The organism is Knoellia sp. LjRoot47 (genome assembly GCF_964253435.1).
Taxonomy (GTDB): Bacteria; Actinomycetota; Actinomycetes; order Actinomycetales; family Dermatophilaceae; genus Knoellia.
Genome location: NZ_CAXUQS020000001.1, coordinates 1,066,258 through 1,090,645 on the forward strand (window position 1 = coordinate 1,066,258; position 24,388 = coordinate 1,090,645).

A 24,388-nucleotide genomic window follows, 5' to 3' on the forward strand; every position below is an offset into this window, starting at 1 on the left:
GACATTGGATAGTAGTCGTCTCCAAACTGGTCGAGTTCGAGATAGTTCCACTATCCAATGAGCAGGGAGCTCGCGATGACCGCCTCGACCGCACCGTCCGACGCACCGAACGTCGTCCGCACGACCCACCAGTGGGAGGACTCGCTCGTCGTCTTCCACATCGGCATGACCTTCCGGAAGCCGCACCGCCCGGATCTGTGGATGCCGGTCTTCCTCGCGATGCCCAAGATGCTCGCCGAGCTCGAGCGCAACAAGGCCGCCGCGGCCCGCGGCGAGGCGGAGGACCTCGGCTTCCTCGGCGCGACGACCCTCATCGGCGCGAAGGGCCCCTGGGTCGTCCAGTGGTGGCGCAGCACCGAGCACCTCTACGCCTACTCGCGGATGAGCACGAAGGCGCACCTGCCCGCATGGCGCGCCTTCAACGCGGCCGCGCGTCGCTCACCGGGCGCGGTGGGCATCTGGCACGAGACGTATGCCGTCCCCGCCGGTGGCGTCGAGACGATCTACGGCAATGGGGCGAGCGTGGGCCTCGGCGCACTGACCGGGACGGTCCCGGTGGTGCGCCGCGGTCGCACCGCCCGCGAGCGCCTCGGATCCTCGCTCAAGGCCTCGTGAGCGGGCGCGGTCCTCACTAGGGTGAGGAGGGCAGTCGACGTCTCACTCTCGAGAGGACCGCACGATGACGACCACCACCCTCGGCACTCCCTGGCAGTCGCGCGCCGACGCAGGAGTCCCCGGGCTCGACGACGCGACGCTCGACCGGATCCACCGGTGGTGGCGCGCGGCGAACTACCTGTCCGTCGGGCAGATCTACCTCCTCGACAACCCCTTGCTGCGTGAGCAGCTGCACCGTGACCACGTCAAGCCGCGGCTGCTCGGGCACTGGGGCACCACGCCCGGGCTGAACTTCCTCTACGCCCACCTCAACCGGGCGATCGACGAGCGACGGCAGTCGACGATCTACGTCACCGGCCCCGGCCACGGCGGCCCCGGTCTCGTCGCCAACACCTACCTCGAGGGCACCTACACCGAGACGTACCACGACATCACCCAGGACGAGACCGGGCTGCAGCGGCTGTTCAAGCAGTTCAGCTTCCCCGGCGGGATCCCCTCGCACGTCGCCCCGGAGACGCCGGGGTCGATCCACGAGGGCGGTGAGCTCGGCTACGCCCTCTCGCACGCCTACGGCGCGGCGCTCGACAACCCCGACCTCCTCGTCTTCGCCGTCGTCGGTGACGGCGAGGCCGAGACCGGCCCGCTCGCGACGAGCTGGCACGCCAACAAGTTCGCGAATCCTGCGACCGACGGCGTCGTCCTGCCCGTGCTCCACCTCAACGGCTACAAGATCGCCAACCCCACGGTGCTCGCGCGCATCGGGCACGACGAGCTCGAGTCGCTCATGGTCGGCTACGGCCACAAGCCGTACTTCTTCAAGGCCGGCTTCGACGACGAAGAGCCCGAGAGCTACCACCGCCGGTTCGCCGAGCTGCTCGACGAGGTCCTCGACGACATCGCCGAGATCAAGGCCGAGGCCGCCCGGGTCGGGGCCGACGAGGTCGAACGCCCGCGCTGGCCGATGATCGTCTTCGAGCACCCCAAGGGCTGGACCGGCCCCAAGGAGATCGACGGCAAGCCGACCGAGAACCACTGGCGCAGCCACCAGGTCCCACTGGCCAGCGCGCGCGACACCGATAAGCACCTCAAGAACCTCGAGGACTGGCTCCAGTCGTACGCCGCGGACGATCTCTTCGACGAGTCCGGCAAGCTGCACGACGACATCGCCGCGCTCGCCCCGGAGGGTCACCTGCGGATGGGGGCGAACCCCCACACCAACGGCGGACTCCTGCGCACCCCGCTGCGCCTGCCCGACTTCCGCGACTTCGCCGTCGAGGTCGACGAGGAGGCCCGGGGCGCCGCCGTCGCCGAGGCCACCCGCGTCCTGGGCAACTGGCTGGCCGAGGTCATGCGCGCCAACCCCGAGAACTTCCGGATCTTCGGACCGGACGAGACCGCCTCGAACCGGTTGGGCGGGGTCTTCGACGTGACCGCGAAGCAGTGGAACGCGGCATACGAGCCGTTCGACGGGGCCGACCCCATGGCCAAGGTGGGCAAGGTCCTCGAGATGCTCTCCGAGCACCAGTGCCAGGGCTGGCTCGAGGGCTACCTGCTCACCGGGCGCCACGGGATGATGAGCAGCTACGAGGCGTTCATCCACATCGTCGACTCGATGTTCAACCAGCACGCCAAGTGGCTCAAGGTCACCAACCACATCGAGTGGCGACGCCCGATCTCGTCGCTCAACTACCTGCTCAGCTCGCACGTGTGGCGCCAGGACCACAACGGTTTCAGCCACCAGGACCCCGGGTTCATCGACCACGTCGTCAACAAGAAGGCCGACATCATCCGGGTCTACCTGCCGCCGGACGCCAACACGCTGCTCTCGACCTGGGACCACCTGCTGCGCACCGACCAGTGCGTCAACGTGGTCGTCGCGGGGAAGCAGCCCGGCCCGACCTGGCTGACGATGCAGGAGGCGATCCACCACTGCACGCGCGGCCTCGGCATCTGGGAGTGGGCCGGGTCAGAGGGATCGGGCTCGGAGTGCGACGTCGTCCTCGCCTGCGCCGGCGACGTGCCGACCGTCGAGGTCATGGCCGCCGCCCAGCTGCTGCGCGAGAACCTGCCCGACCTCAAGGTGCGCGTCGTCAACGTCGTCGACCTCATGCGCCTGCAGGACGAGGTCGAGCACCCGCACGGGCTGAGCAACCGCGACTTCGACACGATCTTCACGCCCGACAAGCCGGTGATCTTCGCCTACCACGGCTACCCGTGGCTCATCCACCGGCTGACCTACCGCCGCACCGGCCACGAGAACCTCCACGTCCGCGGCTACAAGGAGGAGGGCACGACGACCACACCGTTCGACATGGTCATGCTCAACGACCTCGACCGCTTCCACCTCGTCATCGACGTCATCGACCGAGTCCCCGGCCTCGGGTCGAAGGCGGCCGGTCTGCGGCAGCGGATGCAGGACAAGCGGTTCGAGGCGCGGGCCTGGGCGACGACCCACGGTGAGGACCTGCCCGAGGTGCGTGACTGGGTGTGGGCCGACGCCGGTGACACCGGCACCCGCGAGGGCGGGCCCAATGCCACCCAGATGACCGGCGGCGACAACGACTGACCCACGGCCTGCAGAAGGCAGGACCTTGGGCCCAGTCGGCCACGACCCGTCGCTTCTAGCGTCGTAGGTACCGGAGGGACCGTCCCACCGGACCACCTACCAACTGGAGGTAGACATCATGACCACCAAGCACCCCGAGGCGGTCCGGGCCGGCAGCACGACCCGCACCCACGACGCCGACGGCTTCACCCACATGGAGGACGTGGTCCGCAACCCCGTCGCCCAGTGGGCCATGGTCGCCCTGCGCATCGTCCTCGGCTTCACCTTCCTCTGGCCCTTCCTCGACAAGCTCTTCGGCCTCGGCTACGGCACGGACGCGAAGAACGCCTGGATCGACGGGGGCTCGCCGACCACCGGGTTCCTCACCAAGAACCCCGCCGTCGTCGACGGCCCGTTCGGCGACTTCTTCGCCAACTTCGCCGGAGGGTTCTGGGACTGGCTGTTCATGTTCGGACTGCTCGGCATCGGCGTGGCCTTCCTCGCCGGCGCGGGCATGAAGATCGCCGCCTGGGGCGGCACCCTGCTCCTCGCGCTCATGTACTTCGCCGAGTTCCCCATCGGCCGCAGCGGCGAGGGCTTCACCAACCCGATCTTCGACAGCCACTGGATCGAGGCGCTGGGGCTCATCGTCCTCGCCTACACGTTCAGCGGCGACAAGCTCGGGCTCGGCCGCTGGTGGAGCAGGATCGTCGGCAACGACAGCATCCTGCGCTGACCACCCCCGTCGTCGGCCGCCGCATCCCCTCCGGTGCGGCGGTCGACCCCTGCCCGGCCCCGACCTAGCGCAACCGCGCCTTGGCCTCGCGGACCTGCAGCGTCGTCACCGGCTCGTCCTCGAGATCGGCCACCCCGTCGAGGTCCACCCACGCGCCACCATTGACGCGGTAGGCGCCGGTGAGTGTCGCGTCGACCTTGACGGCGGCTCGCGTCGCGGGCTGTTCATAGGTATGCCGGATGCGCCCTTCCGGATACGGCCCACCGAGATCGTCGGTCCAGCCGGACTCGGAGCCGTCACCGAAGGCGAAGTTGTAGCTCGCGGGGTCGATCCGGAACTCCACCGACCACGACAGGAGCTGCACGGGCCTGCTCACGTCACCGGGCCCGAGGCTGCCGGCCGGCCACTGCGCCTCGAAGTACGTCGGGAGGTTGACGAGGGTGACGTCCCCCTCGGGCTGGATGTTGACCGTCGGCTTCGCGAACGGCAGCTCCCGGAACGCGGTGACGATCTGGTCCAGCGTGGGGACGGCCGGCGCCGATGCGACGGTGTTGGGGAGGTTGGGGGAGCCGCAGCTCGTGCCGTTGAAGAACCACCGCGACGTCCCGGCCAGGCGCCGCCAGACATAGAGCTGGTTCACCGCCCGACCGTCGACCGGGGCGCAGCTGCTCAGGGCCACGGAGCAGGAGGTGAGGTCGTTCGGGGCGTCGGGGTCGGCAGTCGACCCGCACCCGAGGGTCTCTCGGTACTCCCACACCGGCCCCGCCGACACCGGCTGCGCGTCCGACCATCCCTCACCCTTGCCGAGAGCCCCGTCCCAAGCGCCACTGGAGGTTGTGTCCCACCCCTTGAGGGTGACGCCGGAGTTCTTCAGCACCGATTTGAAGTTGCGTCCCTTCCGCTCACCCGCCTCAGTGGTCCCCACGAGGGTGGTCGAAAGCACCAGGACGAGGCAGGCAACGGCGCTGCGGCGAATCATCGCTCGAACACCAGCTCAGCCATCGTCCACCCGCTCCCAACCCAAGCGAGACGAGTCCTGTAGACGGACTGCCCCGCCTCCGTGGTGTCAACGACCTTCCCGCTTCGGTCCACGATGTCCACGGCCTGGTCCTGCGTCTGTACCTGGACCTCACGCTGATCCGCGGTCGCGCCCGGGAGCGGGTTCGTCGCCTTGATCTTGAGGCTGGGGCGGACCTGACGCTCTTGGGCGGCCTTGAGCTCAGCGACAGCGTCAACTGAGACCTTGCAGTTCTCGCACGACGCCGCAGACAGTGCCTGTACGACACCGCTGTCCACCGTCACGAATGCGCGGTCCGCTTCGGTGATGAAAAACGTCGCGAAGGCGATCGCGCCGGCCTCGGTGTGGGCTCGCGCCGCGGCCGGGACGACGACCGAGGCGCTCGGGTTCGGCGTCGCGGTGGCGCTGGGGCTCGACGAAGGCGACGTGCTCGCCGGTGGCGTGGTCACCGACGGTGACGCACTCGGTGTCGGCGTGCTCGTCGGGTCCTTGTCGCCACCGTTGCACCCCGCGAGCGTGAGCGCGGCCGCGGCGGCCAGCGCCACGGCATACGTCATCGTCCTTGGCGTCTGCATGACTCCCCTTCGTCGTCGGCCTCGTCCCCATGCACCGAGCGCGCACGATCCCTCCTCCAGCCTGAGGGAAACTCGGGCGGGGTGCCACTCGGAGCACCCCCACCATCGTGGCCGAACGCGTCACATCCGCCGCAGAGTTGTCCACAGGCACCACCGGGCCCGTGCGTCACGACGTGGAGCAAAGACACGTCCCGGCACGACCATCTCCACGCGACCCTGACCCGAGGGCGACCATCCCGCGCTCATCCCGTGGCCCGCACCCCCGCCCGCCTTCCCGATCGCCACAGCCCCGGCGGATAACATCGACACCGACCGACGTCCGAGCGACCACCGACCGACGCACCGAAGGAGGCGCCCGATGGGCCTGTTCGACCGCATGGAGGGCAAGCTCGAGCGTGCCGTCAACGGCGTCTTCGCCAAGGCGTTCCGCTCCGAGGTGCAGCCCGTCGAGATCGCGAGCGCCATCCGTCGCGCCATGGACGACCGCGCCGCCACCGCCGGCTCGGGCCGCAGCCTCGTCCCCAACGTCTTCACGATCGAGCTGAGCGAGACCGACTACGAGCGCCTCACCGACCACGGGGTCGAGCTCGAGAACGAGCTCGTCGCCGCCGCCGAGGAGCACGCCTCCAGCCAGCACTACCAACCCGGCGGCCCGATCGACATCCTCTTCGACGAGGACACCGAGCTCGAGACCGGCGTCTTCCGCATCCGCCCGAGCACGGCCAAGCGTCCGCGCGCCACCGGCATGACCGGCCAGCACCAGGCCGTGCGCCGTTCCCGGGACGAGGACCCGTATGCCGGCGGCTCGCCCGCCGCTGCCGGCGCACCTCCCGTGGTCCCGCCCGCCCGCCTGGGTCGCCCCGACCCCAGCTACAGCGCGCCGGAGGTCGACGACCTCGGTGAGACCGCGGCATACAGGCCGGCGAAGCCCGCACCCAGGACGCGGCGGACCAACCCGGCCGACCGACCCTGGCTCGACGTCGACGGCGAGCGCTACCCGCTCATGGGCGCGATCACCGTCCTCGGCCGCGACGACAGCGCCGACATCATCCTCGACGACCCCGGCATCTCGCGGCGGCACAGCGAGATCCGCGTGACCCAGGACGGCCCCAACACGATCGCGACGATCCGCGACCTCGGGTCGACCAACGGCACGTTCGTCAACGGCGAGCAGATCACCAACGAGCACCTCGAGGGCGGCGACCGGATCACCGTCGGCCGCACCTCCGTCACCTACCGCGCCGGTCGGAAGTAGCGCGAGGTACCCATGAGTGAGATCACCATCACCGTCATGCGCCTCGGGCTGCTCGTCGCGCTCTGGGCGTTCGTCATCGCCGTCGTCGGCGTCCTGCGCGGTGACCTCTACGGCACCCAGGTCACGCCCCGCAAGTCCCCGGCCGCCCGCGGCAACACCCCGCGACCCGCGGCACGGGGCGCGAGCCCGGCCGCCGTTCCCGCCGAGCAGCGCCCCGTCGGGCGACCTGCCGGGCGCCGGGTCGCCGCCCGCGCAGCCAACCGCGACCCCAACCACCTGCGCGTCATGAGCGGACCCCTCGCCGGCACGAGCCTGCCGCTGCGCGAGGCCGGCATCCTCATCGGCCGCAGCCCCGAGTCGGCGCTCGTCCTCGAGGACGACTTCGCGTCCGGTCGCCACGCCCGCATCTACAAGGGCCCCGACGGCTGGGTCGTCGAGGACCTCGGGTCGACCAACGGCACCTTCATCGGCCCCCAGCGCCTCACCACCGCCACCCCGGTGACGGCCGGCACCGAGATCCGGTTCGGGACGACCGTCGTCGAGCTGCGGAGGTAGCCCGTGGCGATCGCGTTCCACTTCGCCGCCCGCTCCGACGTCGGGATGGTGCGGACCAACAACGAGGACAGCGGGTATGCCGGCCCGCACCTGCTCGCGATGGCCGACGGCATGGGCGGCCACGCCGGTGGCGACGTCGCCTCGTCGACCATCCTCGGCGCGCTCGTCGGGCTCGACGGCGAGTCGTTCTCGGGCGTCGACGCGACCCAGGCGCTCGTGCGCCGGATCACCTCGGCCAACACCGAGCTCGGCCGGATGGCGCAGGAGGACCCCGAGCTCGACGGCATGGGGACGACCCTCATCGCCATCCTGCGCGCGCGCGACAAGCTCGTCCTCGCGCACATCGGTGACTCGCGAGCGTTCGTCGTCCGTGACGGCGAGGTCAGCCAGATCACCAAGGACCACAGCTTCGTCCAGTCGCTCGTCGACGAGGGCCGGATCACCCCCGAGGAGGCGTCGACCCACCCGCAGCGCTCGCTCGTGACACGCGTGCTCACCGGCGCCGAGGGCGAGGAGCCGGACGTCCTCGTGCGCCAGGCGATCGTCGGCGACCGCTACCTCATCTGCTCCGACGGCCTGTCCGACTACGTCACCCGCGACACCATCGACGAGGTCCTCACCACCGAGCGCAAGCCCGGCGACTGCGCGGAGCGGCTCGTCCAGCTCGCGCTGCGGGCCGGCGCCCCCGACAACGTCACGGTCGTCGTCGGCGACGTCGTCGACCTCACCAAGGGTCCGGTGCCGAGCGACTCGCCGCAGGTGGTGGGCGCGGCGGCCGCGTTCCGCCGGCACACGCGCCCGATCCCCACGACCCCGGCCGCCAAGGCCGCCGCCCTCTCGCACGAGGCCAGCGGTGCCGACGACGACGAGCTCCACCTCGCCGACGAGGGCCCCCGCGGCCGTGGCGCAACGGTGATGCGCGCCCTGGGTGCAGCGGTGCTCGCGCTCGTCCTGCTCGTCGGTGGTGGCTACGCCGCCTACGCCTGGACGCAGTCGCAGTTCTACGTCGGGGTCAACGACGGCCGGGTCACCGTCTTCAAGGGCGTCGACCAGACGTTCGGCCCCATCGACCTCTCCAGCCCCGAGACCATGAGCGGCATCGTCGTCGAGGACCTTCCCGACTTCTACCGCGCCCAGCTGGCCCGCGGCATCACGATGAAGACCCGCTCCGACGCCGCCGCCCTCGTCCGCAACCTCGAGGTGCAGGCCGGTGCCTGCCGCTACGCCAAGTCGCAGGGCCGCGACTGCGCCACCGTCCCGTCGACCTGGACGACCCCCACCCCGACGCCGACGCCCACTCCCTCGTCGAGCGCCCCCGCCACGCCGGTTCCGACGCCGACCTCGACGGTCCGCCCGACCCCGACCGTCAGCCCCAACGCATGACCACCGTCTCCGCACTCTCGTCCCGCAAGGGCCGCAACGTCGAGCTCGGGCTCCTCGTCTTCGCGGTCGCCATCGTCGCGCTCGCCTACATCAACGTCGGCATCGCGGTCGAGGGAGCGGTCCCGCCGAGCCTCGTCGCCGTCGGCACCGGGTTCGTCGTCATCACGGCCGCGTTCCACATCACCATGCGGCTGCGCGCCCCCTACGCCGACCCGCTCATCCTGCCGATCGCCACGCTGCTCAACGGGCTCGGTCTCGTGATGATCAACCGGCTCGACCTCGCCAACGGCCGCGACCTCGCCGAGGGCATGGCATTGCGCCAGCTCATGTGGAGCGCGTTGGCGGCGGCGCTCGCCATCGCCGCGCTCATCATCCTGCGCGACCACCGGATCCTTCGCCGCTACACCTACCTCGCCGGCGCCATCGGCTTCGGCCTCCTGCTGCTGCCGCTCGTGCCCGGGCTCGGCATCGAGAACTACGGGTCCCGCATCTGGATCAGCCTCGGCCCGTTCTCGTTCCAGCCCGGTGAGATCGCCAAGATCGTCCTCGCCGTGTTCTTCGCCGGCTACCTCGTCCAGACCCGCGACGCGCTCTCCGTCGCCGGACGCCGGATCCTCGGCCTCACCCTGCCGCGGGCCCGCGACCTCGGGCCGATCCTCGTCGCGTGGATGCTCTCCGTCGGGGTGCTCGTCCTCGAGAAGGACCTCGGCTCCTCGCTCCTCTTCTTCGGGCTGTTCGTCGCGATGCTCTACGTCGCCACCGAGCGGACCTCGTGGGTCGCCATAGGCCTGCTCCTCTTCTGCGTCGGCTGCTACGTCGCCAACCTGCTCTTCAGCCACGTGCAGCGCCGCGTGCTCCTCTGGCTCGACACCTTCAGCCGGGAGGCGCTCGACACCTCCGACCAGCTGGCGCGGGGTCTCATGGGCATGGCCTCCGGAGGCATGGTCGGCACCGGCCTGGGTCGCGGACGTCCCGACCTCACCTACTTCGCCGAGAGCGACTTCATCATCCCGAGCTTCGGCGAGGAGATCGGCCTCATCGGGCTCTTCGCGCTGCTCATCCTCTACGTGCTCCTCGTCGAGCGTGGTCTGCGCACCGCCATCGGCGCCCGCGACGGCTTCGGCAAGCTGCTCGCCTCGGGTCTGGCCTTCTCGGTCGCCCTGCAGTGCTTCGTCGTCGTCGGCGGTGTCACGAGGGTCATCCCGCTCACCGGACTGACGATGCCGTTCCTGTCCCAGGGCGGCTCCTCCCTGCTCGCGAACTGGACCCTCGTCGCCCTGCTGCTGCGGATCAGCGACCACGCACGCCGTCCCGTCCCCGACCCGGAGGCCCCCCACCCCGTGGCCAACGAACAGACCCAGGTGGTGAAGCTGCGATGAACCAGCCGATCCGCCGTCTCTCCTTCGTCGTCGCCCTGCTCTTCGCCTCACTGCTCGTGTCGACGACCCTCATCCAGTTCGTCTGGGCCAAGGACCTCAACGCCCGCCCGGACAACCGCCGCACCCTGCTCAGCACCTATGCCCGCGAGCGCGGCCAGATCCTCGTCGGCGACACCGCCATCGCGAAGTCGGTCCCGGCCGACAACGAGTACAAGTGGCTGCGCACCTACCCACAGGGCCAGAACTACGCGCACATCACCGGCTACTACTCCTTCTACGGCGCCGGCGGCGGGCTCGAGCAGGCCGAGAACGGGCTGCTCTCCGGGAGCAGCGACAAGCTGGCCTTCCGCCGGGTCTCCGACTTCTTCACCGGTCGCAAGACGACCGGCGCCAGCCTCGAGCTCACCATCGACTCCAACGTGCAGGCCGCCGCGGTCAAGGCGCTCGACGGTCGCAAGGGCGCCGCGGTCGCGCTCAACCCGTCGACCGGCGAGATCCTCGCAATGGTGAGCAACCCGACCTACGACCCCGGACCGCTCGCCGTCCACGACCTCTCCAAGGTCGACGCGGCATACAAGGCTCTCAACGGCAACGCCAACAAGCCGCTCGTCAACCGCGCGATCGCCGGCGACCTCTACCCGCCGGGCTCGACGTTCAAGATCGTCACCGCGGCCGCGGCCCTGTCGAGCGGACGGTTCGCGCCCGACACCGTGCTGCCCGGTCCGGCCGTCCTCGACCTGCCGCAGACGACGACCGGCCTGCCCAACATCGGCAAGCGGTCGTGCGGCGACAACGACAAGACGACGTTCCTGCACGCCATGGAGATCTCCTGCAACAGTGCGTTCGGCTACCTCGGTCTCGAGCTCGGCGCGGACGCGCTGCGCGACCAGGCCGCGAAGTTCGGTGTGGGAGACCAGCTCTCGATCCCGATGCGCGTCACCCCCAGCTCGGTCCCGGCCGAGCTCAACCCGCCGCAGCTCGCCCAGGCGTCGGTCGGCCAGTACGACGTGCGCGTCACGCCGCTCCAGGTCGCGATGCTCAGCGCCGGTGTCGCGAACCGCGGCATCGTCATGAAGCCGCACCTCGTGCGCTCGGTGCTCTCGAGCGACCTCAGCGTCATCGAGCGCTCGGAGCCCGAGGAGCTCTCGCAGGCGGTCAGCCCCGAGGTCGCGGCCCAGCTCACCGAGATGATGGAGGCCGTCGTCGAGAACGGCAGCGGCAAGCCCGCGCAGGTCGACGGCGTGCGCGTCGCCGGCAAGACCGGCACCGCCGAGACCGACCGCGTCTCGCGCGCCCACGCGTGGTTCACCGGCTTCGCACCCGCCAACGACCCGCAGATCGCCGTCGCCGTGGTCGTCGAGAACGGCGGCGACCCCGACAGCGAGGCCCGTGGAGGTGGCGCCGTCGGCGGCCCCATCGCCAAGGCCATGATCGAGGCGGGGTTGAAGAAGTGAGGGCTCGGTGAACGGGGAGGCACTCCTGCTCGGGGGACGCTACGAGGTCGGCGAGCTCATCGGACGTGGCGGCATGGCCGAGGTCCACCTCGGCCACGACACGCGGCTCGGGCGGCCCGTCGCGATCAAGATGCTGCGCAGCGACCTCGCGCGCGACCAGTCCTTCCTCAAGCGCTTCCGCCGCGAGGCCCAGTCCTCGGCCGGGCTCAACCACTCCTCGATCGTCGCGGTCTACGACTCCGGCGAGGACCACCGCACCGAGTCCGGTGGCGCCAGCGTGGCCGTGCCCTACATGGTCATGGAGTACGTCGAGGGGCGCACGCTGCGCGAGATCCTCACCGAGCGCGGCAAGCTGCCCACGGACGAGGCGCTGCGGATCACCGAGGGCGTGCTCGACGCACTCGGCTACAGCCACCGCATGGGGATCGTCCACCGCGACATCAAGCCCGCCAACGTCATGATCAGCGGCGACGGGTCGGTCAAGGTCATGGACTTCGGCATCGCGCGGGCCATCGCCGACACCGCGGCGACGATGACCCAGACGCAGGCCGTCATCGGCACCGCCCAGTACCTCTCACCCGAGCAGGCGCAGGGCCAGACCGTCGACGCCCGCTCCGACCTCTACTCCGCCGGCTGCATGCTCTACGAGCTCCTCACCGGCCGGCCCCCGTTCATCGGCGACAGCCCCGTCTCCATCGCCTACCAGCACGTCGGTGAGCAGCCGATCCCGCCGTCCGCCCTCGAGGACGCGCTTCCCGAGACGATCGACGCCGTCGTGCTGCACTCGCTCGCCAAGCCGCGCGAGGACCGCTACCAGGACGCCGCGTCGTTCCGTGGCGACCTGCAGAACATCCGTCTCGGACGCGCGATCAGCCCCGAGGCGACCGCGTCCCTCGCCGCCCTGGCAGCGGGCGCGACCGCGACCCTGAGCACCTCCGAACCGACCGAGGTGTATGCCGCACAGACCCGTCCGCGCGACGACGTGCCTCCCGCTCCGGTCGGCGGTCACGCCACGTCGACCTTCCCTGCGGCGGTGCAGCGTCCACCCCGACGCGACGAGCACCGCGGCCGTCGGGTCGTGATGATCACCGTCGCGCTGCTCACCGCGCTCGCGCTGCTCGGCTTCGGTGCGATGCAGTACCGCGCGATGCAGGCCGAGGCGGCCAAGGTCTCGGTGCCGCCGGTCGAGGGCAAGCCCATCGCCACGGCCCTGTCGGACCTGCGTGACGCCAAGCTCACCTCGGTCACGCAGCGCACCGAACGCAGCGACACCGTCCTCGAGGGCTCGGTCATCTCGCAGACCCCGAAGCCGGGCGAGCGGGTCGACCCCGCTGCGACCTCCGTGTACCTCGTCGTCTCCTCCGGGCCCAGCTCGGTGTCGGTGCCCGACCTCACCGGCATGACCGTCGAGCAGGCCACCGCCGCCCTCGAGAAGGTCAAGCTCACGGTCGGCAAGACGTCGAAGATCAACAGCCACCTCCAGCCCAAGGACCGGATCGTCTCCACCGCACCCAAGACCGGGGAGCAGCTCGAGCCCGGCGACCAGGTGACGCTCAACGTCGCGACCGGCAAGGTCGAGGTCCCCAAGCTGACGACGATGTCGCAGGACGAGGCCTCGGCGGCGCTCATCGCCATCGGCCTCAAGCCGAGGACGGTCTACCGCCAGACCGCCCAGGCCAAGGAGGGCACGGTCATCGCCCAGGAGCCCGACGAGGGCGAGCTCGTCGACGCCGGCTCGGAGGTGGTGATCCGGGTGGCTCAGAAGCTGCCGCCCACCCCGACACCGACGCCCACGCCGACCCCGACGGCCACCCCGTCGCCGACGCCCACGCCCACCGCGTCCGGCTCACCGAGCCCGTCGATCAGCCTGCCCATCCCCTGACGCACGGACTCAGCACCCACCATGCGGAGGGAACGTTGAGGGTCCGGAGGCAACATTTCCCGCCGGACCCTCAACCTTCCCGCATGGGGAGCGAAAGTTGAGGCGGGGGGAACAGGCGCCAATGCGTCGCGTCAGCTGGCGACCTCGGCCACCACACCCGCGACGTCGGCGCCGTGGACGAGCGGGCTGAGCCCCTGCGACCGCTCGACCGCGCCCGCGTCACCGCAGACCTGGAGCCAGTTGGCGAGCAGCCGGTGGCCGCCCTGGGTGAGCACGGACTCGGGGTGGAACTGCACGCCGTGCAGCGGTAGCTCGCGGTGCTGGACCGCCATGATGATGCCGCTGCCGGTCGCCCCGGTGCTCTCGAGCACGTCGGGCAGCGTTGGCGGGTCGATGGTGAGCGAGTGGTAGCGCGTGGCCGTGAACGGCGTCGGCAGCCCCGTGAGGACCCCGGCGCCCGAGTGCTCGACGAGTGAGGTCTTGCCGTGGAGCAACTCGGGTGCGCGGCCGACCGTGCCACCGAAGACGACGCCGAGCGCCTGGTGCCCGAGGCACACCCCCAGCATCGGCTGCGACCGCTCGGCGCACGCCTCGATCATCGCCATCGACACCCCGGCCTCCTCGGGCGTACCCGGGCCGGGAGAGACGAGCACCCCGTCGAAGCCCTCACCGTCACCCGGCGCGACCGCGTCGTTGCGCACGACGGTGCACTCGGCGCCGAGCTGCTCGAGGTAGCCGACGATCGTGAAGACGAACGAGTCGTAGTTGTCGACGACGAGGATGCGGCGGGCGGTGGCGGTCACGTGGGCTCCGGGGTCGGGAAGGGCAGGTATGCCGTGGCACCAGTATCCGTGCCGACGGTCGTCTCGTCGTAGGGCAGCCACGAGGCGACCATCGGGAAGAGCCACTCGAAGCAGACGACCACGACGAGGGCGACCAGCGCGAGGAGGAGGACGACCCGCACGAGGAGGGGACCGGGCAACGCGCGCCAGAGTGCGGCATACATCAGGAGGCCTCCACGGACGGGGCGGGGGCGGGCACGTCGTCCTTGAGCGCGATCTGCTCGCGGGTTCGCGTCAGGGTGAGCTCGGCGTGGACGACCCAGCGCTGCTTCGCGCTGAACTTCGGGTGGCACGAGGTGAACGTCAACATGGCCTTGGTCGGCTTCGCGCCGGGGTCACCGGGCACGGGTGCGATGACGTCGGACTCCCACGGGCGGACGATCTCGTGCCCGGTGACGGCATACACGCTCTCGCCCGCGACGGTCTCGACGATGACCTCGTCGCCGACGCGCAGCCGGTCGATGTCGGTGAGCGGCTTGCCGTAGGTCGTGCGGTGCCCGGCGATGGCGAAGTTGCCGACCTCACCCGGGCCGGCGGTGCCGATGTAGTGCCCGAGGCCGCGCGCGAGCTCGGCCGCCGACGTGCCCTCGACGAGGGGTCGCGCGTAGTCGGCGCCGAACCGGGGGACGCGCACGACCGCGAACGCATCACCCTCGAGCAGCGATGGAGCAGGCGTTCCACCCTCGGTGGGCGCCGCGGCGAAGTCACGCGTCAGGCTCGACACCGTCTGCGCCTGGGCCCGGTCGGAGGTCACGTCGGTCCACCAGACCTGCCACACGACGAAGAGGAGGACGAGGGCGCCGAGCGTCATGAGCAGCTCGCCGACGACCCCTGCCGCGCGCCTCACCGTCCTCGGTCCACGGCCGCGTGGTCGGGGGTGATCGACCCGGCATACGCCGGGAACTCGAAGCGGTCGGAGGAGCGCACGTCGTAGCCGAGGCCGACGGCCCGGACGTACTCCTGGTAGATCTGCACCTCGGGCGACTGGGTGAGCATGTCGCGCAGCCGGCTCGGCTCCCCGATGGCGCGGATGCGGTAGGGCGGGGAGTAGACGCGGCCCTGGAGGATGAGGGTGTTGCCGACGCAGCGGACGGCGCTCGTCGAGATGATCCGCTGGTCCTGGATCATCATCGCCTCGGCCCCACCGGCCCACAGCGCGTTGACGACGGCCTGCACGTCCTGCTGGTGCACGACGATGTCGTCGACCGAGAACCCCTCGGGAAGCTTGTCGACGGGCAGCTTGGAGTCGGTGAGCTGGACCTCGACGCCGGGACCTTCGACGTCGGTCCGGCCGGCGGCGACGGTGAGCGCGTCACCCTTGTCCTTGATGGCGTCGACCTCGGCGTTGCCCGGGGCGCCGTCGCGGGTGAGCTCGTCGACCTCGGTGTTGAGGCTCTCGAGCTCCTCGGTCATCCGGGTGTTGGCCTGGGTCTGCTCACGGATGATGTCGGGCAGTCCGGCCGCGTCCGAGCGCAGGCTGCGCCCCTGGGCCACGGACCCACTCGTCGCGAAGAGGATGCCGGCGATGATGGCGACGACGGGCACGAGCAGCGACCACATGGTGGGGCGCTTCGTGAGGAACGTCGTGTGCCGGGCCATGGGGGTCACCGCCTCTCTGATGTCAAGGCTCTACGCTAGGCCACGACCCCGCTAGCCAAGGAGACAGTCCGTGCCAGAGTCCAAGGGCCGCGCCAAGCCCGCCTACATCCCGCCCCGCACGGCGCAGAGCAAGAGCGTCAAGCCGAACCCCCGGTGGTTCGTCCCGGTGATGATCGGGCTCATGCTCATCGGTCTCGTCTGGGTCGTGACCTACTACATCTCGGGTGTCCACGAGTACCCCCTGCCGCAGATCGGCCGCTGGAACCTCGGCGCCGGCTTCGCGTTCATGATGGCCGGCTTCCTCATGACGACGCGCTGGCGCTGACGACCCTCGTCCGTCAAGGACGGCCCTCGACCCGCTGTGGTCGGGGGCCGTCCTTGTGTCGTATGCCGTCCGCCCCCGTCCGTGGGACCCGCGCCGCCCGGCGCGGTCCCTGTGGGGTGTGGACCACCTGTGGACAAGTGCGAGTTGTCCACAGGGGTTATCCCCACTGTGGAGAATCACACCTGTGTAATCCACACGGTGGAAGACCTGTGGACAGTCCTCAGATCACCGACGCGGTGACGGCGTACTTGACGACGCTGAGCACGACGAGCACGGCCGAGATGGCCGCGAGCCCGATCCAGTGGACGCCGAAGTTCGCCCGCTGCGTCCCTGCACCGTCGGGCCGGCGGCCCGTGTAGGCGAAGACCGCGGCGCACGCGGCGCCGACGACGAGACCACCGAGGTGGGCCTGCCAGGCGATGCCGGGGATGACGAAGCCGAGGACGGCGTTGATGCCGATCGTCGCGACCATCGGGCCGGCGGAGCGGCCGAGGCGGCGCTGGAGCACGAGGAACGCGCCGAAGAGGCCGAAGACCGCGCCCGAGGCACCGACGGCCGGGGTCTCCCACCCGCCGAAGTCGCCGCGGTTGAGCTCGTCGACCGACGCGGGGAAGGCGAGCAGGAGGTACATCACCGAGCCGCCGAACGCGCTGATGAGGTAGAGCGCGGCGAACCGGGCCCGGCCGAGCATCGGCTCGAGGTACTGGCCCATGATCCACAGCGCGTACATGTTGAAGCCGATGTGCAGGAAGTTGCGCGGCGAGTGCGCGAACGCCGACGTGAGGAAGCGCCACGGCTCGGTGTCGCCGAGGTAGGGCGCGAAGGCCACCTCGTCGGTGAGCCGCGGGTTGGCCATCTGGCCGAGGAAGACGGCGACGCAGATGCCGATGATGACCATGACGACGAGCGGCCGCTCGCCGACCCCGGCCATGTCGCCACCGAAGATCGTCCGGCCCTGCCGCACCGACTGCTGGCCCTCGCGCACGCAGTCGACGCACTGCACGCCGACCGCGGCGGGGCGCTGGCACTCGGGGCACACCGGCCGGCCGCAGCGCTGGCAGCGCACGTAGGAGACCCGGTCGGGGTGACGCGGACAGACCGGCACCTCGTCGGGGGCGCCGGTCTGTCCGTATGCCGTGGGCTCACTCACGCAGCGAGCCTATCGAGGCGCCCTGAAAGGTTTCTGAACCCCGGCAGGACGCCGTGAGGGGTCTCAGTCCTCGACGGTGAAGCTCTCGATGACGACGTCGTCCTTGGGACGGTCCTGCGCACCGGTCTGGACCGCGGCGATCTTGTCGACGACGTCGCGGCTCTCCTGGTCGGCGACCTCACCGAAGATCGTGTGCTTGCCGTTGAGCCACGGGGTGGCGCCGACGGTGATGAAGAACTGGCTGCCGTTGGTGCCCTTGCCCATGCGCTTGCCGGCGTTGGCCATGGCAAGGAGGTAGGGACGGTCGAACGAGAGCTCCGGGTGGATCTCGTCGTCGAAGGCGAAGCCGGGGCCACCGAAGCCCTGACCCATCGGGTCGCCGCCCTGGATCATGAAGCCGGGGATGATGCGGTGGAAGATCAGGCCGTCGTAGAACTTGTCCGGGTTGGTGCGGCCGGAGTCGTCCTTGTACTCGAGCTCGCCGGTGGCGAGGCCGGTGATGGTCTTCACGGTCTTGGGCGCCTGGTCGGCGAAGAGCGTGAGGTTGATGGTGCCGTGGTTGGTCTTGAGGGTTGCCTTCATGCCTCCACTCTATGGGGAGCGGCGCGGGAGGTGAGGGGGGCGTCGAGGGCGCGGCCGGCATACCAAAGGTTGGTCTGGCCGGACCCCTAGGTGCCGTGACGTGGGGAAACAGTGTTTGATGGAAGGAACCCGATCAGTCCACTGACAGGAGAAATCGTGTTCCGCACGAAGAGCAAGACCGAGCAGGCACGCGACGCCGTCGCGGCCCGGGTCGAGACCGCTGCCTCCACCGCCTCGGATGCCGGTTCGAGTGCCCAGTCGCACGCGGCCGACCTTCGCGCCAAGGCCGTGGACCTCAAGGACAAGGCTGCCCCGCACGTCGAGCTGGCCCGCGAGACCGCGCGCGACTACGCCGACCAGGCCGGCCCCAAGGTGGCCGACGCCAAGGACACGTTCGTCGAGGAGGTCGTGCCCAAGCTCGCCTCCGCGCTCGCGACCGTCGTCGCCGGTGCCGTGGCCGCCAAGGGTGCCGCGGCCGAGGCCGCCGACCGCGCGCCTGACGCCTACCACGTGCTCAAGGGCGACGCCGTCGTCAAGCAGAAGCGTGGTGGCAAGGGCGCCCTGCTGCTCCTCCTCGCCGCCGGTGCCGCCGCGTTCGCGTGGAAGAAGTCGACGCAGAAGAAGGACCCGTGGGCGAGCGCCGGGGCCTACACCCCGCCGTCCCACGGTCGTGACTCGTCCGTCGGCGACAAGGTGACCGACCTCGCCTCCGCCGCCAAGGACAAGGCCGCTGCCGCCGGCTCCGCCGCGAAGGAGAAGGCGGCCGCTGCCGGCTCCGCCGCCAAGGACAAGGCTGCCGACGTCAAGGACAAGGCGTCCGACAAGGCCGACGAGCTCGCCGACGAGGCCAAGGCCTCCGAGTTCGGTGGCGAGGCGACGACCGAGAAGGCCTCCGAGGGCAACGCCTGGACCGACGCCGGCGACTTCGCCGATGGCTCGGCCCCGTCCGTGACCGGCACCTCCGAGGGGTCCGACCTCTCGACGCCGAACCTCGACAAGGGTCGCGACGACAGCAACACCTGATCCCCCAGCGGATCGCAGGACGAGAGGCGGTATGCCGGGTGCCCACCCGGCATACCGCCTCTCGCTTTGCGCGGTGGGAGCGCATCGCTACGGTGAGCGGCATGTCAGTGCCGACGCCCTCCGCCCCCACGCCGCTCGTCGACACGGGGCTGCGCACGGAGCCTGACCGCACCTGGGTGCGCGAGGCGATCCGCAAGCTGCGCGCCGACGCGATGCGCACGTCCGACACCCACCTCGTCAAGGTGCACCTGCCGGGGTGCAACCGGATCGACCTCTACCTCAAGGACGAGTCGACCCATCCGACCGGGTCGCTCAAGCACCGGCTCGCGCGCTCGCTGTTCCTCTACGGACTGTGCAACGGGATCATCGGTCCGCGCACGACCGTCGTCGAGGCGTCGTCGGGGTCGACCGCCGTGAGCGAGGCGCACTTCGCGCGGATGCTCGGGGTGCCGTTCGTCGCGGTCATGGCCGAGTCGACGTCGCCGGCGAAGATCGCCCTCATCGAGCGTGAGGGCGGGCGCTGCCACCTCGTGTCCGACCCGACGACCGTCTACGACGAGGCCCGGGCCGTGGCGGACGCGGCCGGTGGCATCTATCTCGACCAGTTCAGCAACGCCGAGCGGGCGACCGACTGGCGCGGCAACAACAACATCGCCGAGTCGATCTTCGAGCAGATGTCGCTCGAGGAGCACCCGGTCCCGTCGTGGATCGTCGTCGGCGCCGGCACCGGCGGGACGTCGGCCACGATCGGTCGGTTCGTCCGCTACCAGGCGCTCGACACCCGCGTCTGCGTCGTCGACCCGGAGCACTCGGCGTTCCTTCCGGCGTGGCAGGGCGACGGAGAGGCGCGGCTCGAGCCGTCGAAGATCGAGGGCATCGGCCGGGCCCGGCTCGAGCCGTCGTTCCTCCCGCTCGTCGTCGACCGGATGCTCGGCGTGCCCGACTGCGCATCGATCGCGGCGATGCGGTTCCTGCGCGAGCGCACCGGCATCTCCGCCGGACCGTCGACGGGCACCAACATCTACGGAGCGCTCAAGCTCGCCGCCGAGATGCAGGCGTCGGGTGAGCGCGGCTCGATCGTGTCGTTGGTGTGCGACCGCGGCGACCGCTACGAGGACACCTACAACAACGACGCGTGGGTCGCCGAGCGCGGCCACGACATCGCGCCGTATGCCGCGGTGCTCGCCTCCGCGTGGGACGACGGGGTCTGGCTCGGCTGAGCCCGGCGCACCCCCGCCGTCCGCAGATTCCGCGGATTCCGCGAACTTTGGCGAACGGCATACGCGATGGTCCTGAAGGTGGCATGGGCACCGCTACGATTCCGGCCGGGGAGTCACTCTTGGGTGTCGGCGGGGGTCGACGGGGTTGACGGCTCCTCGTCCAGTCCATTCGTCATCCGGGAGCCGTCCGTGCCGTCACCTGTCCTCGCTCAACCGCCTGCGACCCGGGGGAGCGGGGTGCGACGTCTCCTCGTCCTCCTCCTCACCACCGTCGTCGGTGTCACCCTCGGTCTCGCCTCGGCCGCGCCGGCCCAGGCCGCGTCCGTCTACACCATCTCCGGGACCATCACCGGGCGTGACGCCAACGGCGCGCTCGTGCCGCTGGCCGACGCGTACCTCTACGCCCAGCCGGTCGACTGGGAGGACAACCGCAACATCTACGGCGACGCCGACGCCAACGGACGGTTCAGCATCGACGTCGGGACCGCCGGCGACTACACCCTGTACGCCGAGTGCCTCCCCTCGACGCCCTGCGCCGGGACGCACGCGATGCAGTACTACGACCAGGCGAACGGGCACGGTGACGCCAAGACGATCGTCCTGAGCACGGGGACCCCGACCGCCACGGCCAACATCCGGCTGCCGCGCTTCGCCACGGTGAAGGGCAAGGTCACGAGCACGGCCGGCGCACCGCTGGCCGGCATCACCGTCGAGAGCGCCCCCACCGCCGGAGGTCGCGTCATCAGCACGACGACCGACGCCACCGGTGCCTACACCCTCGACAAGGCGGTTCCGGGCAAGGTCAACATCACGGCCCGACAGGACTGGGACAAGCACGACTGGAACGCCGAGTACTGGAACGGCGGCATCGACAGCACGCCCACCTACCCCTCGCCGGCACCGACGCTGCCCGAGGGTCCGACCGTGACGACCGCCAACTTCCAGCTCGCCCCCACGACCGGCTTCTACGGCCAGGCCGTCGACTCCGCGGGCGCGCCCATCCAGGGCACCGGCTGGAGCGTGCTCACGTGGAACGCCGAGACCTCCACGTGGGACTCGCCGCAGTACGGGCCGCTCATCACCGACGACCAGGGTCGCTTCTTCTGGCGGACCGAGGTCGGCGGGCGCTACAAGTTCTGCTTCTACGACGACTACTACGGTCCCGAGGCCCCGGCACGCGACGTGCGCTACGGCTCGCGCTGCTGGGACAACACGGCCACCCACGACGTCGCCACGGTCTTCACGCAGCCGACGAGCCCTGCGCAGCAGACCCTCAAGGTCGTCCTGCCCCTGGTCGGCAAGTCGCTCACCGCGAGTGAGCCGTGGGTCGACGGGGCGGCCCGCGTCGGCTCGCCGCTCACCGTCCACCCGGGCGCCTGGGGTCCGTCGGGCGTCCAGCTCGCCTACCAGTGGGGATACCAGGACGAGAGCAACGGCTGGGTCTTCGTCCCGGTCGCCGGTGCCACCGGCACGTCCTTCACCCCCACGTCGGACCTCACCGGCAAGCGGATCAGCGTCAGGGTGACCGGCACCCTCGCCGGCTATGCGACGGCCACGCAGATGGGGTCGGTATACGCCCCCGTCGGCTCCGGCGTCACGCTCAGCGCACCGCTGCAGATCACCGGCAGCCCGGTCGCCGGTCAGGTGCTCACCGCGACGCACGGCACGCCGGTGGGTTCCGCCGTCGACTACGACGGCTACGAGTGGCGGGTCAACGGCTCGTATGCCGGGCAGCAGAAGACCTTCGCCCTCACCAGCGACATGGTCGGCAAGACCATCAGCGTCCGCTACTACGTGCGCACGACCGCCGGGAACGACGACACGACCTTCGTCGCCACCGCCGGTCCGGTCACCGCGCAGCTCGGCACCCTCACGGCTCCGACCCCGACGATCACCGGCACGGCGAAGGTGGGCTCGGTCCTCACCGCGAACCCCGGCACCTGGGGACCGGCGCCGGTCACCCTCGCCTACCAATGGAAGCGGGCCGGTGTCGCCATCACCGGTGCCACTGCGAGCACCTACACGCTCACGGGGAGCGACTACGCCAAGGCGATCACGGTGACGGTCACCGGGACCAAGTCCGGCTACACGACGGCGGCGAAGACCTCGGCGGCCACCGCCTCGGTCGCCGCGGGCACCCTCACCGCCCCGACTCCGACGATCTCCGGGTCCAAGACGGTGGGGGTCACCCTCACCGCGGTCCCCGGGACGTGGGGCCCGGCACCGGTCACGCTGGCCTACCAGTGGTACCGCGCCGGCGTCGCCATCACCGGAGCCACTGCGAGCACCTACAAGCTCACGACCACCGACCAGGGCAAGACGCTCACCGTCCGGGTCACCGGTTCCAAGACGGGCTACACGACCGTGGCGAAGACCTCGGCCGCGACGACGACGGTCCTCGGGGCGCTCACCGCTCCCACCCCGACGGTCACCGGAACGGCTCGCGTCGGCTACACGCTCACGTCGGCCACCGGCACGTGGGGTCCGTCACCGGTCACCCTGACCCGTCAGTGGTTCCGGTCCGGCGTCGCGATCACCGGAGCGACGGCGAGCACCTACAAGCTCACGACCACCGACATGGGCAAGACCATCACCGTCCGCGTCACCGGCACCAAGTCCGGCTACACCTCGGTGGCCAAGACGTCCGCGGCCACGGCAACCGTCCTCGGTGTCCTCACGGCACCCACTCCGACGGTGAGCGGGACCGTCAAGGCGGGCTACCGCCTCACAGCAGCCCCCGGGACCTGGGGCCCGTCACCGGTCACCCTCGCCTACCAGTGGAAGCGCGCTGGCGTCGCCATCACCGGTGCGACGGCGAGCAGCTACGTCCTCACCGGCTCCGACACCGGCAAGGCGATCACCGTCACCGTGACGGGAACCAAGACGGGATATGCGGCGACCGCCAAGACGTCGGCGGCGACCGCGGCCGTTGCTGCGGGCACGCTCACCGCGCCCACCCCGACGATCAGCGGAACCAAGACCGTGGGTTCCACGCTCACCGCGGCGTCCGGCACGTGGGGCCCGGCACCGGTGACGCTGGCCTACCAGTGGTTCCGGTCGGGTGTCGCCATCACGGGTGCCACCGCCAGCACCTACAAGCTCACCACCACGGACAAGGGCAAGACGCTCACCGTGCGCGTCACGGGCAGCAAGACCGGCTACACCTCGGTCGCGAAGACGTCGGCGGCCACGACGGCGATTCTCTGACCGCCACCCGGGGCTGACCCACGCCCCACCCGAGCGGTTCGAGAAGGTCCCACACATCGCGGCATACAGGTCGCGAAGTGTGGGACCTTCGTCGTCGCCGGACTGCGCGCGAGGTCAGCGCGTGGGGGCGTGGGCGCGGATCGTCTCGGTGAGGCGGTCGACGAGCGGTGACCGCAGCCGCCAGGCCTGCCAGTGCAGCGGCACGTCGACGCGCTCGCGGGCACCCAGCCGGACGAGCCTGCCCTGCTCGAGATCGGCCAGGCACTGGGCCTCGGGCAGGGCGCCCCATCCAAGACCTGCGCGCACGGCCTCGGCGAACGCCTCCGACGAGGGGATCCGTGACGTCGGGGGCTGTGCGTCGTCCGCCACCCCGTGTCGACGAAGGACGCCACGCTGGACGTCGTCGTGCTCGTTGAACTGGAGCACCGGCATCCGCGACCAGTCGACTCCACGCCCGTGCGCGAACCGCTCGCGCAGGTCCGGCGTGGCCACGGGGAGGTATCGCATCCCGCCCACCTGCTCGACCGAGCAACCCTGCACCGCAACAGGAGTGGACGTCACCGCCCCCAGGACCGTCCCCGCGCGGAGCAGCTCGTGGCTGTGGCCCTCGTCCTCGACGTGGAGTCGCAGGACGACGCCGTCCCAGCGCGCCACCTCGTGCAGGACGCCGGGGAACCAGGTGGCGAGCGAGTCGGCGTTGACGACGACCGGCAGCTCGCGCGGTGCGGCGCTCTCGGCGAGGGCGGCCCGGGCCTCCTGCTCGAGCAGGTGCTGCTGGCGGGCCAGGCGGACGAGCACCTCGCCGGCCTCGGTGGGCTCGCACGGGAGGGCACGACGCACCACGACCCGCCCCAGGCCGTGCTCGAGCGCCTTGATGCGCTGGCTGACGGCAGACGGGGTGACGTGCAGCCGGCGCGCCGCCGCCTCGAACGTCCCCTCGTCCACGACGGCGAGGAGCGCCCTCAGCTGGTCGGTCTGCATGACGTCATGCTAGGTGAAGCACGGCTAAGGCATGGTGAGAATCCTTCGCTAGCCTTCACAAG

The 24,388-nt window shown here is 70.6% G+C and carries 22 protein-coding genes; 13 read left to right on the plus strand and 9 right to left on the minus strand.

Translation table 11 applies throughout. From position 1 onward, the window contains the following. Positions 1-75: 75 nt before the first annotated feature. From ACSQ11_RS05335 to ACSQ11_RS05345, 3 genes are all read left to right on the plus strand, one after another. Positions 76-615 (plus strand): DUF4188 domain-containing protein, encoded by a 540-nt coding sequence (locus tag ACSQ11_RS05335; protein WP_436003773.1) that lies wholly within the window; start codon positions 76-78, stop codon positions 613-615. 64 nt (positions 616-679) lie between these two features. Further along, positions 680-3,181 carry a phosphoketolase family protein gene (locus tag ACSQ11_RS05340; RefSeq protein WP_436003775.1) on the plus strand — a complete coding sequence of 834 codons (2,502 nt, stop codon included), beginning with the start codon at positions 680-682 and terminating at the stop codon, positions 3,179-3,181. A 118-nt stretch (positions 3,182-3,299) separates the two neighbouring features. Beyond that, positions 3,300-3,896, plus strand: a complete 597-nt coding sequence (locus ACSQ11_RS05345) for a DoxX family protein (protein ID WP_436003777.1) — start codon at positions 3,300-3,302, stop codon at positions 3,894-3,896. Positions 3,897-3,960: 64 nt separating this feature from the next. Here the strand turns inward: ACSQ11_RS05345 and ACSQ11_RS05350 are convergent, their stop codons facing one another. Both ACSQ11_RS05350 and ACSQ11_RS05355 read right to left on the minus strand, forming a co-directional pair. Next, positions 3,961-4,773, minus strand: a complete 813-nt coding sequence (locus tag ACSQ11_RS05350) for a hypothetical protein (protein WP_436003779.1) — start codon at positions 4,771-4,773, stop codon at positions 3,961-3,963. Between the two features lie 98 nt (positions 4,774-4,871). Beyond that, complete coding sequence (locus tag ACSQ11_RS05355; RefSeq protein WP_436003781.1) at positions 4,872-5,489, minus strand: DUF6318 family protein; 618 nt, start codon at positions 5,487-5,489, stop codon at positions 4,872-4,874. A gap of 358 nt (positions 5,490-5,847) precedes the next feature. Between ACSQ11_RS05355 and ACSQ11_RS05360 the strand changes: the two genes are divergently transcribed. Genes ACSQ11_RS05360 through pknB form a run of 6 tightly spaced genes read left to right on the plus strand, consistent with a single transcriptional unit; the run spans position 5,848 to position 13,397 of the window. Continuing rightward, positions 5,848-6,744: an FhaA domain-containing protein gene (locus ACSQ11_RS05360; protein WP_436003783.1), complete on the plus strand. Its 897-nt coding sequence runs from the start codon at positions 5,848-5,850 to the stop codon at positions 6,742-6,744. A 12-nt stretch (positions 6,745-6,756) separates the two neighbouring features. Further along, positions 6,757-7,299 carry an FHA domain-containing protein FhaB/FipA gene (locus ACSQ11_RS05365; RefSeq protein WP_436003785.1) on the plus strand — a complete coding sequence of 181 codons (543 nt, stop codon included), beginning with the start codon at positions 6,757-6,759 and terminating at the stop codon, positions 7,297-7,299. A gap of 3 nt (positions 7,300-7,302) precedes the next feature. Next, the gene (locus ACSQ11_RS05370; RefSeq protein WP_436003788.1) at positions 7,303-8,682 is read left to right on the plus strand and encodes a PP2C family protein-serine/threonine phosphatase; all 1,380 of its coding nucleotides are present in this window, start codon (positions 7,303-7,305) and stop codon (positions 8,680-8,682) included. After that, positions 8,679-10,061, plus strand: a complete 1,383-nt coding sequence (locus ACSQ11_RS05375) for an FtsW/RodA/SpoVE family cell cycle protein (protein WP_436003791.1) — start codon at positions 8,679-8,681, stop codon at positions 10,059-10,061. Before ACSQ11_RS05370 ends, ACSQ11_RS05375 begins: the two co-directional genes overlap by 4 nt. After that, the gene (locus ACSQ11_RS05380) at positions 10,058-11,515 is read left to right on the plus strand and encodes a peptidoglycan D,D-transpeptidase FtsI family protein (protein WP_436003793.1); all 1,458 of its coding nucleotides are present in this window, start codon (positions 10,058-10,060) and stop codon (positions 11,513-11,515) included. Before ACSQ11_RS05375 ends, ACSQ11_RS05380 begins: the two co-directional genes overlap by 4 nt. 7 nt (positions 11,516-11,522) lie before the next feature. After that, positions 11,523-13,397 (plus strand): Stk1 family PASTA domain-containing Ser/Thr kinase, encoded by a 1,875-nt coding sequence (pknB, locus tag ACSQ11_RS05385; protein WP_436003795.1) that lies wholly within the window; start codon positions 11,523-11,525, stop codon positions 13,395-13,397. Between the two features lie 131 nt (positions 13,398-13,528). On the opposite strand, the gene ACSQ11_RS05390 is transcribed toward pknB, so the two are convergent. Genes ACSQ11_RS05390 through ACSQ11_RS05405 form a run of 4 tightly spaced genes read right to left on the minus strand, consistent with a single transcriptional unit; the run spans position 13,529 to position 15,838 of the window. Next, a complete protein-coding gene (locus ACSQ11_RS05390; protein ID WP_436003797.1) occupies positions 13,529-14,200 on the minus strand; it encodes an aminodeoxychorismate/anthranilate synthase component II in 672 nt (223 codons plus the stop codon). After that, entirely contained in the window at positions 14,197-14,403 is a 207-nt protein-coding gene (locus ACSQ11_RS05395; RefSeq protein WP_436003799.1) for a hypothetical protein, read from the minus strand. The genes ACSQ11_RS05390 and ACSQ11_RS05395 overlap by 4 nt, the downstream gene beginning before the upstream one ends. Then, complete coding sequence (locus ACSQ11_RS05400; RefSeq protein ID WP_436003801.1) at positions 14,403-15,086, minus strand: class E sortase; 684 nt, start codon at positions 15,084-15,086, stop codon at positions 14,403-14,405. The genes ACSQ11_RS05395 and ACSQ11_RS05400 overlap by 1 nt, the downstream gene beginning before the upstream one ends. Further along, a complete protein-coding gene (locus ACSQ11_RS05405; RefSeq protein WP_436003803.1) occupies positions 15,083-15,838 on the minus strand; it encodes a DUF881 domain-containing protein in 756 nt (251 codons plus the stop codon). The genes ACSQ11_RS05400 and ACSQ11_RS05405 overlap by 4 nt, the downstream gene beginning before the upstream one ends. A 70-nt stretch (positions 15,839-15,908) precedes the next feature. Between ACSQ11_RS05405 and ACSQ11_RS05410 the strand changes: the two genes are divergently transcribed. Next, positions 15,909-16,163, plus strand: coding sequence for a cell division protein CrgA (locus tag ACSQ11_RS05410; protein ID WP_436003805.1), 255 nt, complete (start codon positions 15,909-15,911; stop codon positions 16,161-16,163). A gap of 220 nt (positions 16,164-16,383) precedes the next feature. Here the strand turns inward: ACSQ11_RS05410 and ACSQ11_RS05415 are convergent, their stop codons facing one another. Together ACSQ11_RS05415 and ACSQ11_RS05420 are read right to left on the minus strand one after the other, a co-directional pair. Beyond that, positions 16,384-17,313 carry a rhomboid family intramembrane serine protease gene (locus ACSQ11_RS05415; RefSeq protein WP_436003807.1) on the minus strand — a complete coding sequence of 310 codons (930 nt, stop codon included), beginning with the start codon at positions 17,311-17,313 and terminating at the stop codon, positions 16,384-16,386. A gap of 63 nt (positions 17,314-17,376) precedes the next feature. Continuing rightward, positions 17,377-17,895: a peptidylprolyl isomerase gene (locus ACSQ11_RS05420; protein WP_436003809.1), complete on the minus strand. Its 519-nt coding sequence runs from the start codon at positions 17,893-17,895 to the stop codon at positions 17,377-17,379. 156 nt (positions 17,896-18,051) lie between these two features. On the opposite strand from ACSQ11_RS05420, the gene ACSQ11_RS05425 reads away from it, so the two are divergent. From ACSQ11_RS05425 to ACSQ11_RS05435, 3 genes are all read left to right on the plus strand, one after another. Continuing rightward, entirely contained in the window at positions 18,052-18,918 is an 867-nt protein-coding gene (locus ACSQ11_RS05425) for a hypothetical protein (protein WP_436003811.1), read from the plus strand. 101 nt (positions 18,919-19,019) lie between these two features. Then, positions 19,020-20,138, plus strand: a complete 1,119-nt coding sequence (locus ACSQ11_RS05430) for a PLP-dependent cysteine synthase family protein (protein WP_436003813.1) — start codon at positions 19,020-19,022, stop codon at positions 20,136-20,138. Between the two features lie 237 nt (positions 20,139-20,375). Next, entirely contained in the window at positions 20,376-23,345 is a 2,970-nt protein-coding gene (locus ACSQ11_RS05435; RefSeq protein ID WP_436003815.1) for a carboxypeptidase regulatory-like domain-containing protein, read from the plus strand. Between the two features lie 114 nt (positions 23,346-23,459). Here the strand turns inward: ACSQ11_RS05435 and ACSQ11_RS05440 are convergent, their stop codons facing one another. After that, entirely contained in the window at positions 23,460-24,326 is an 867-nt protein-coding gene (locus ACSQ11_RS05440; protein WP_436003817.1) for a LysR family transcriptional regulator ArgP, read from the minus strand. Positions 24,327-24,388 lie beyond the last annotated feature (62 nt).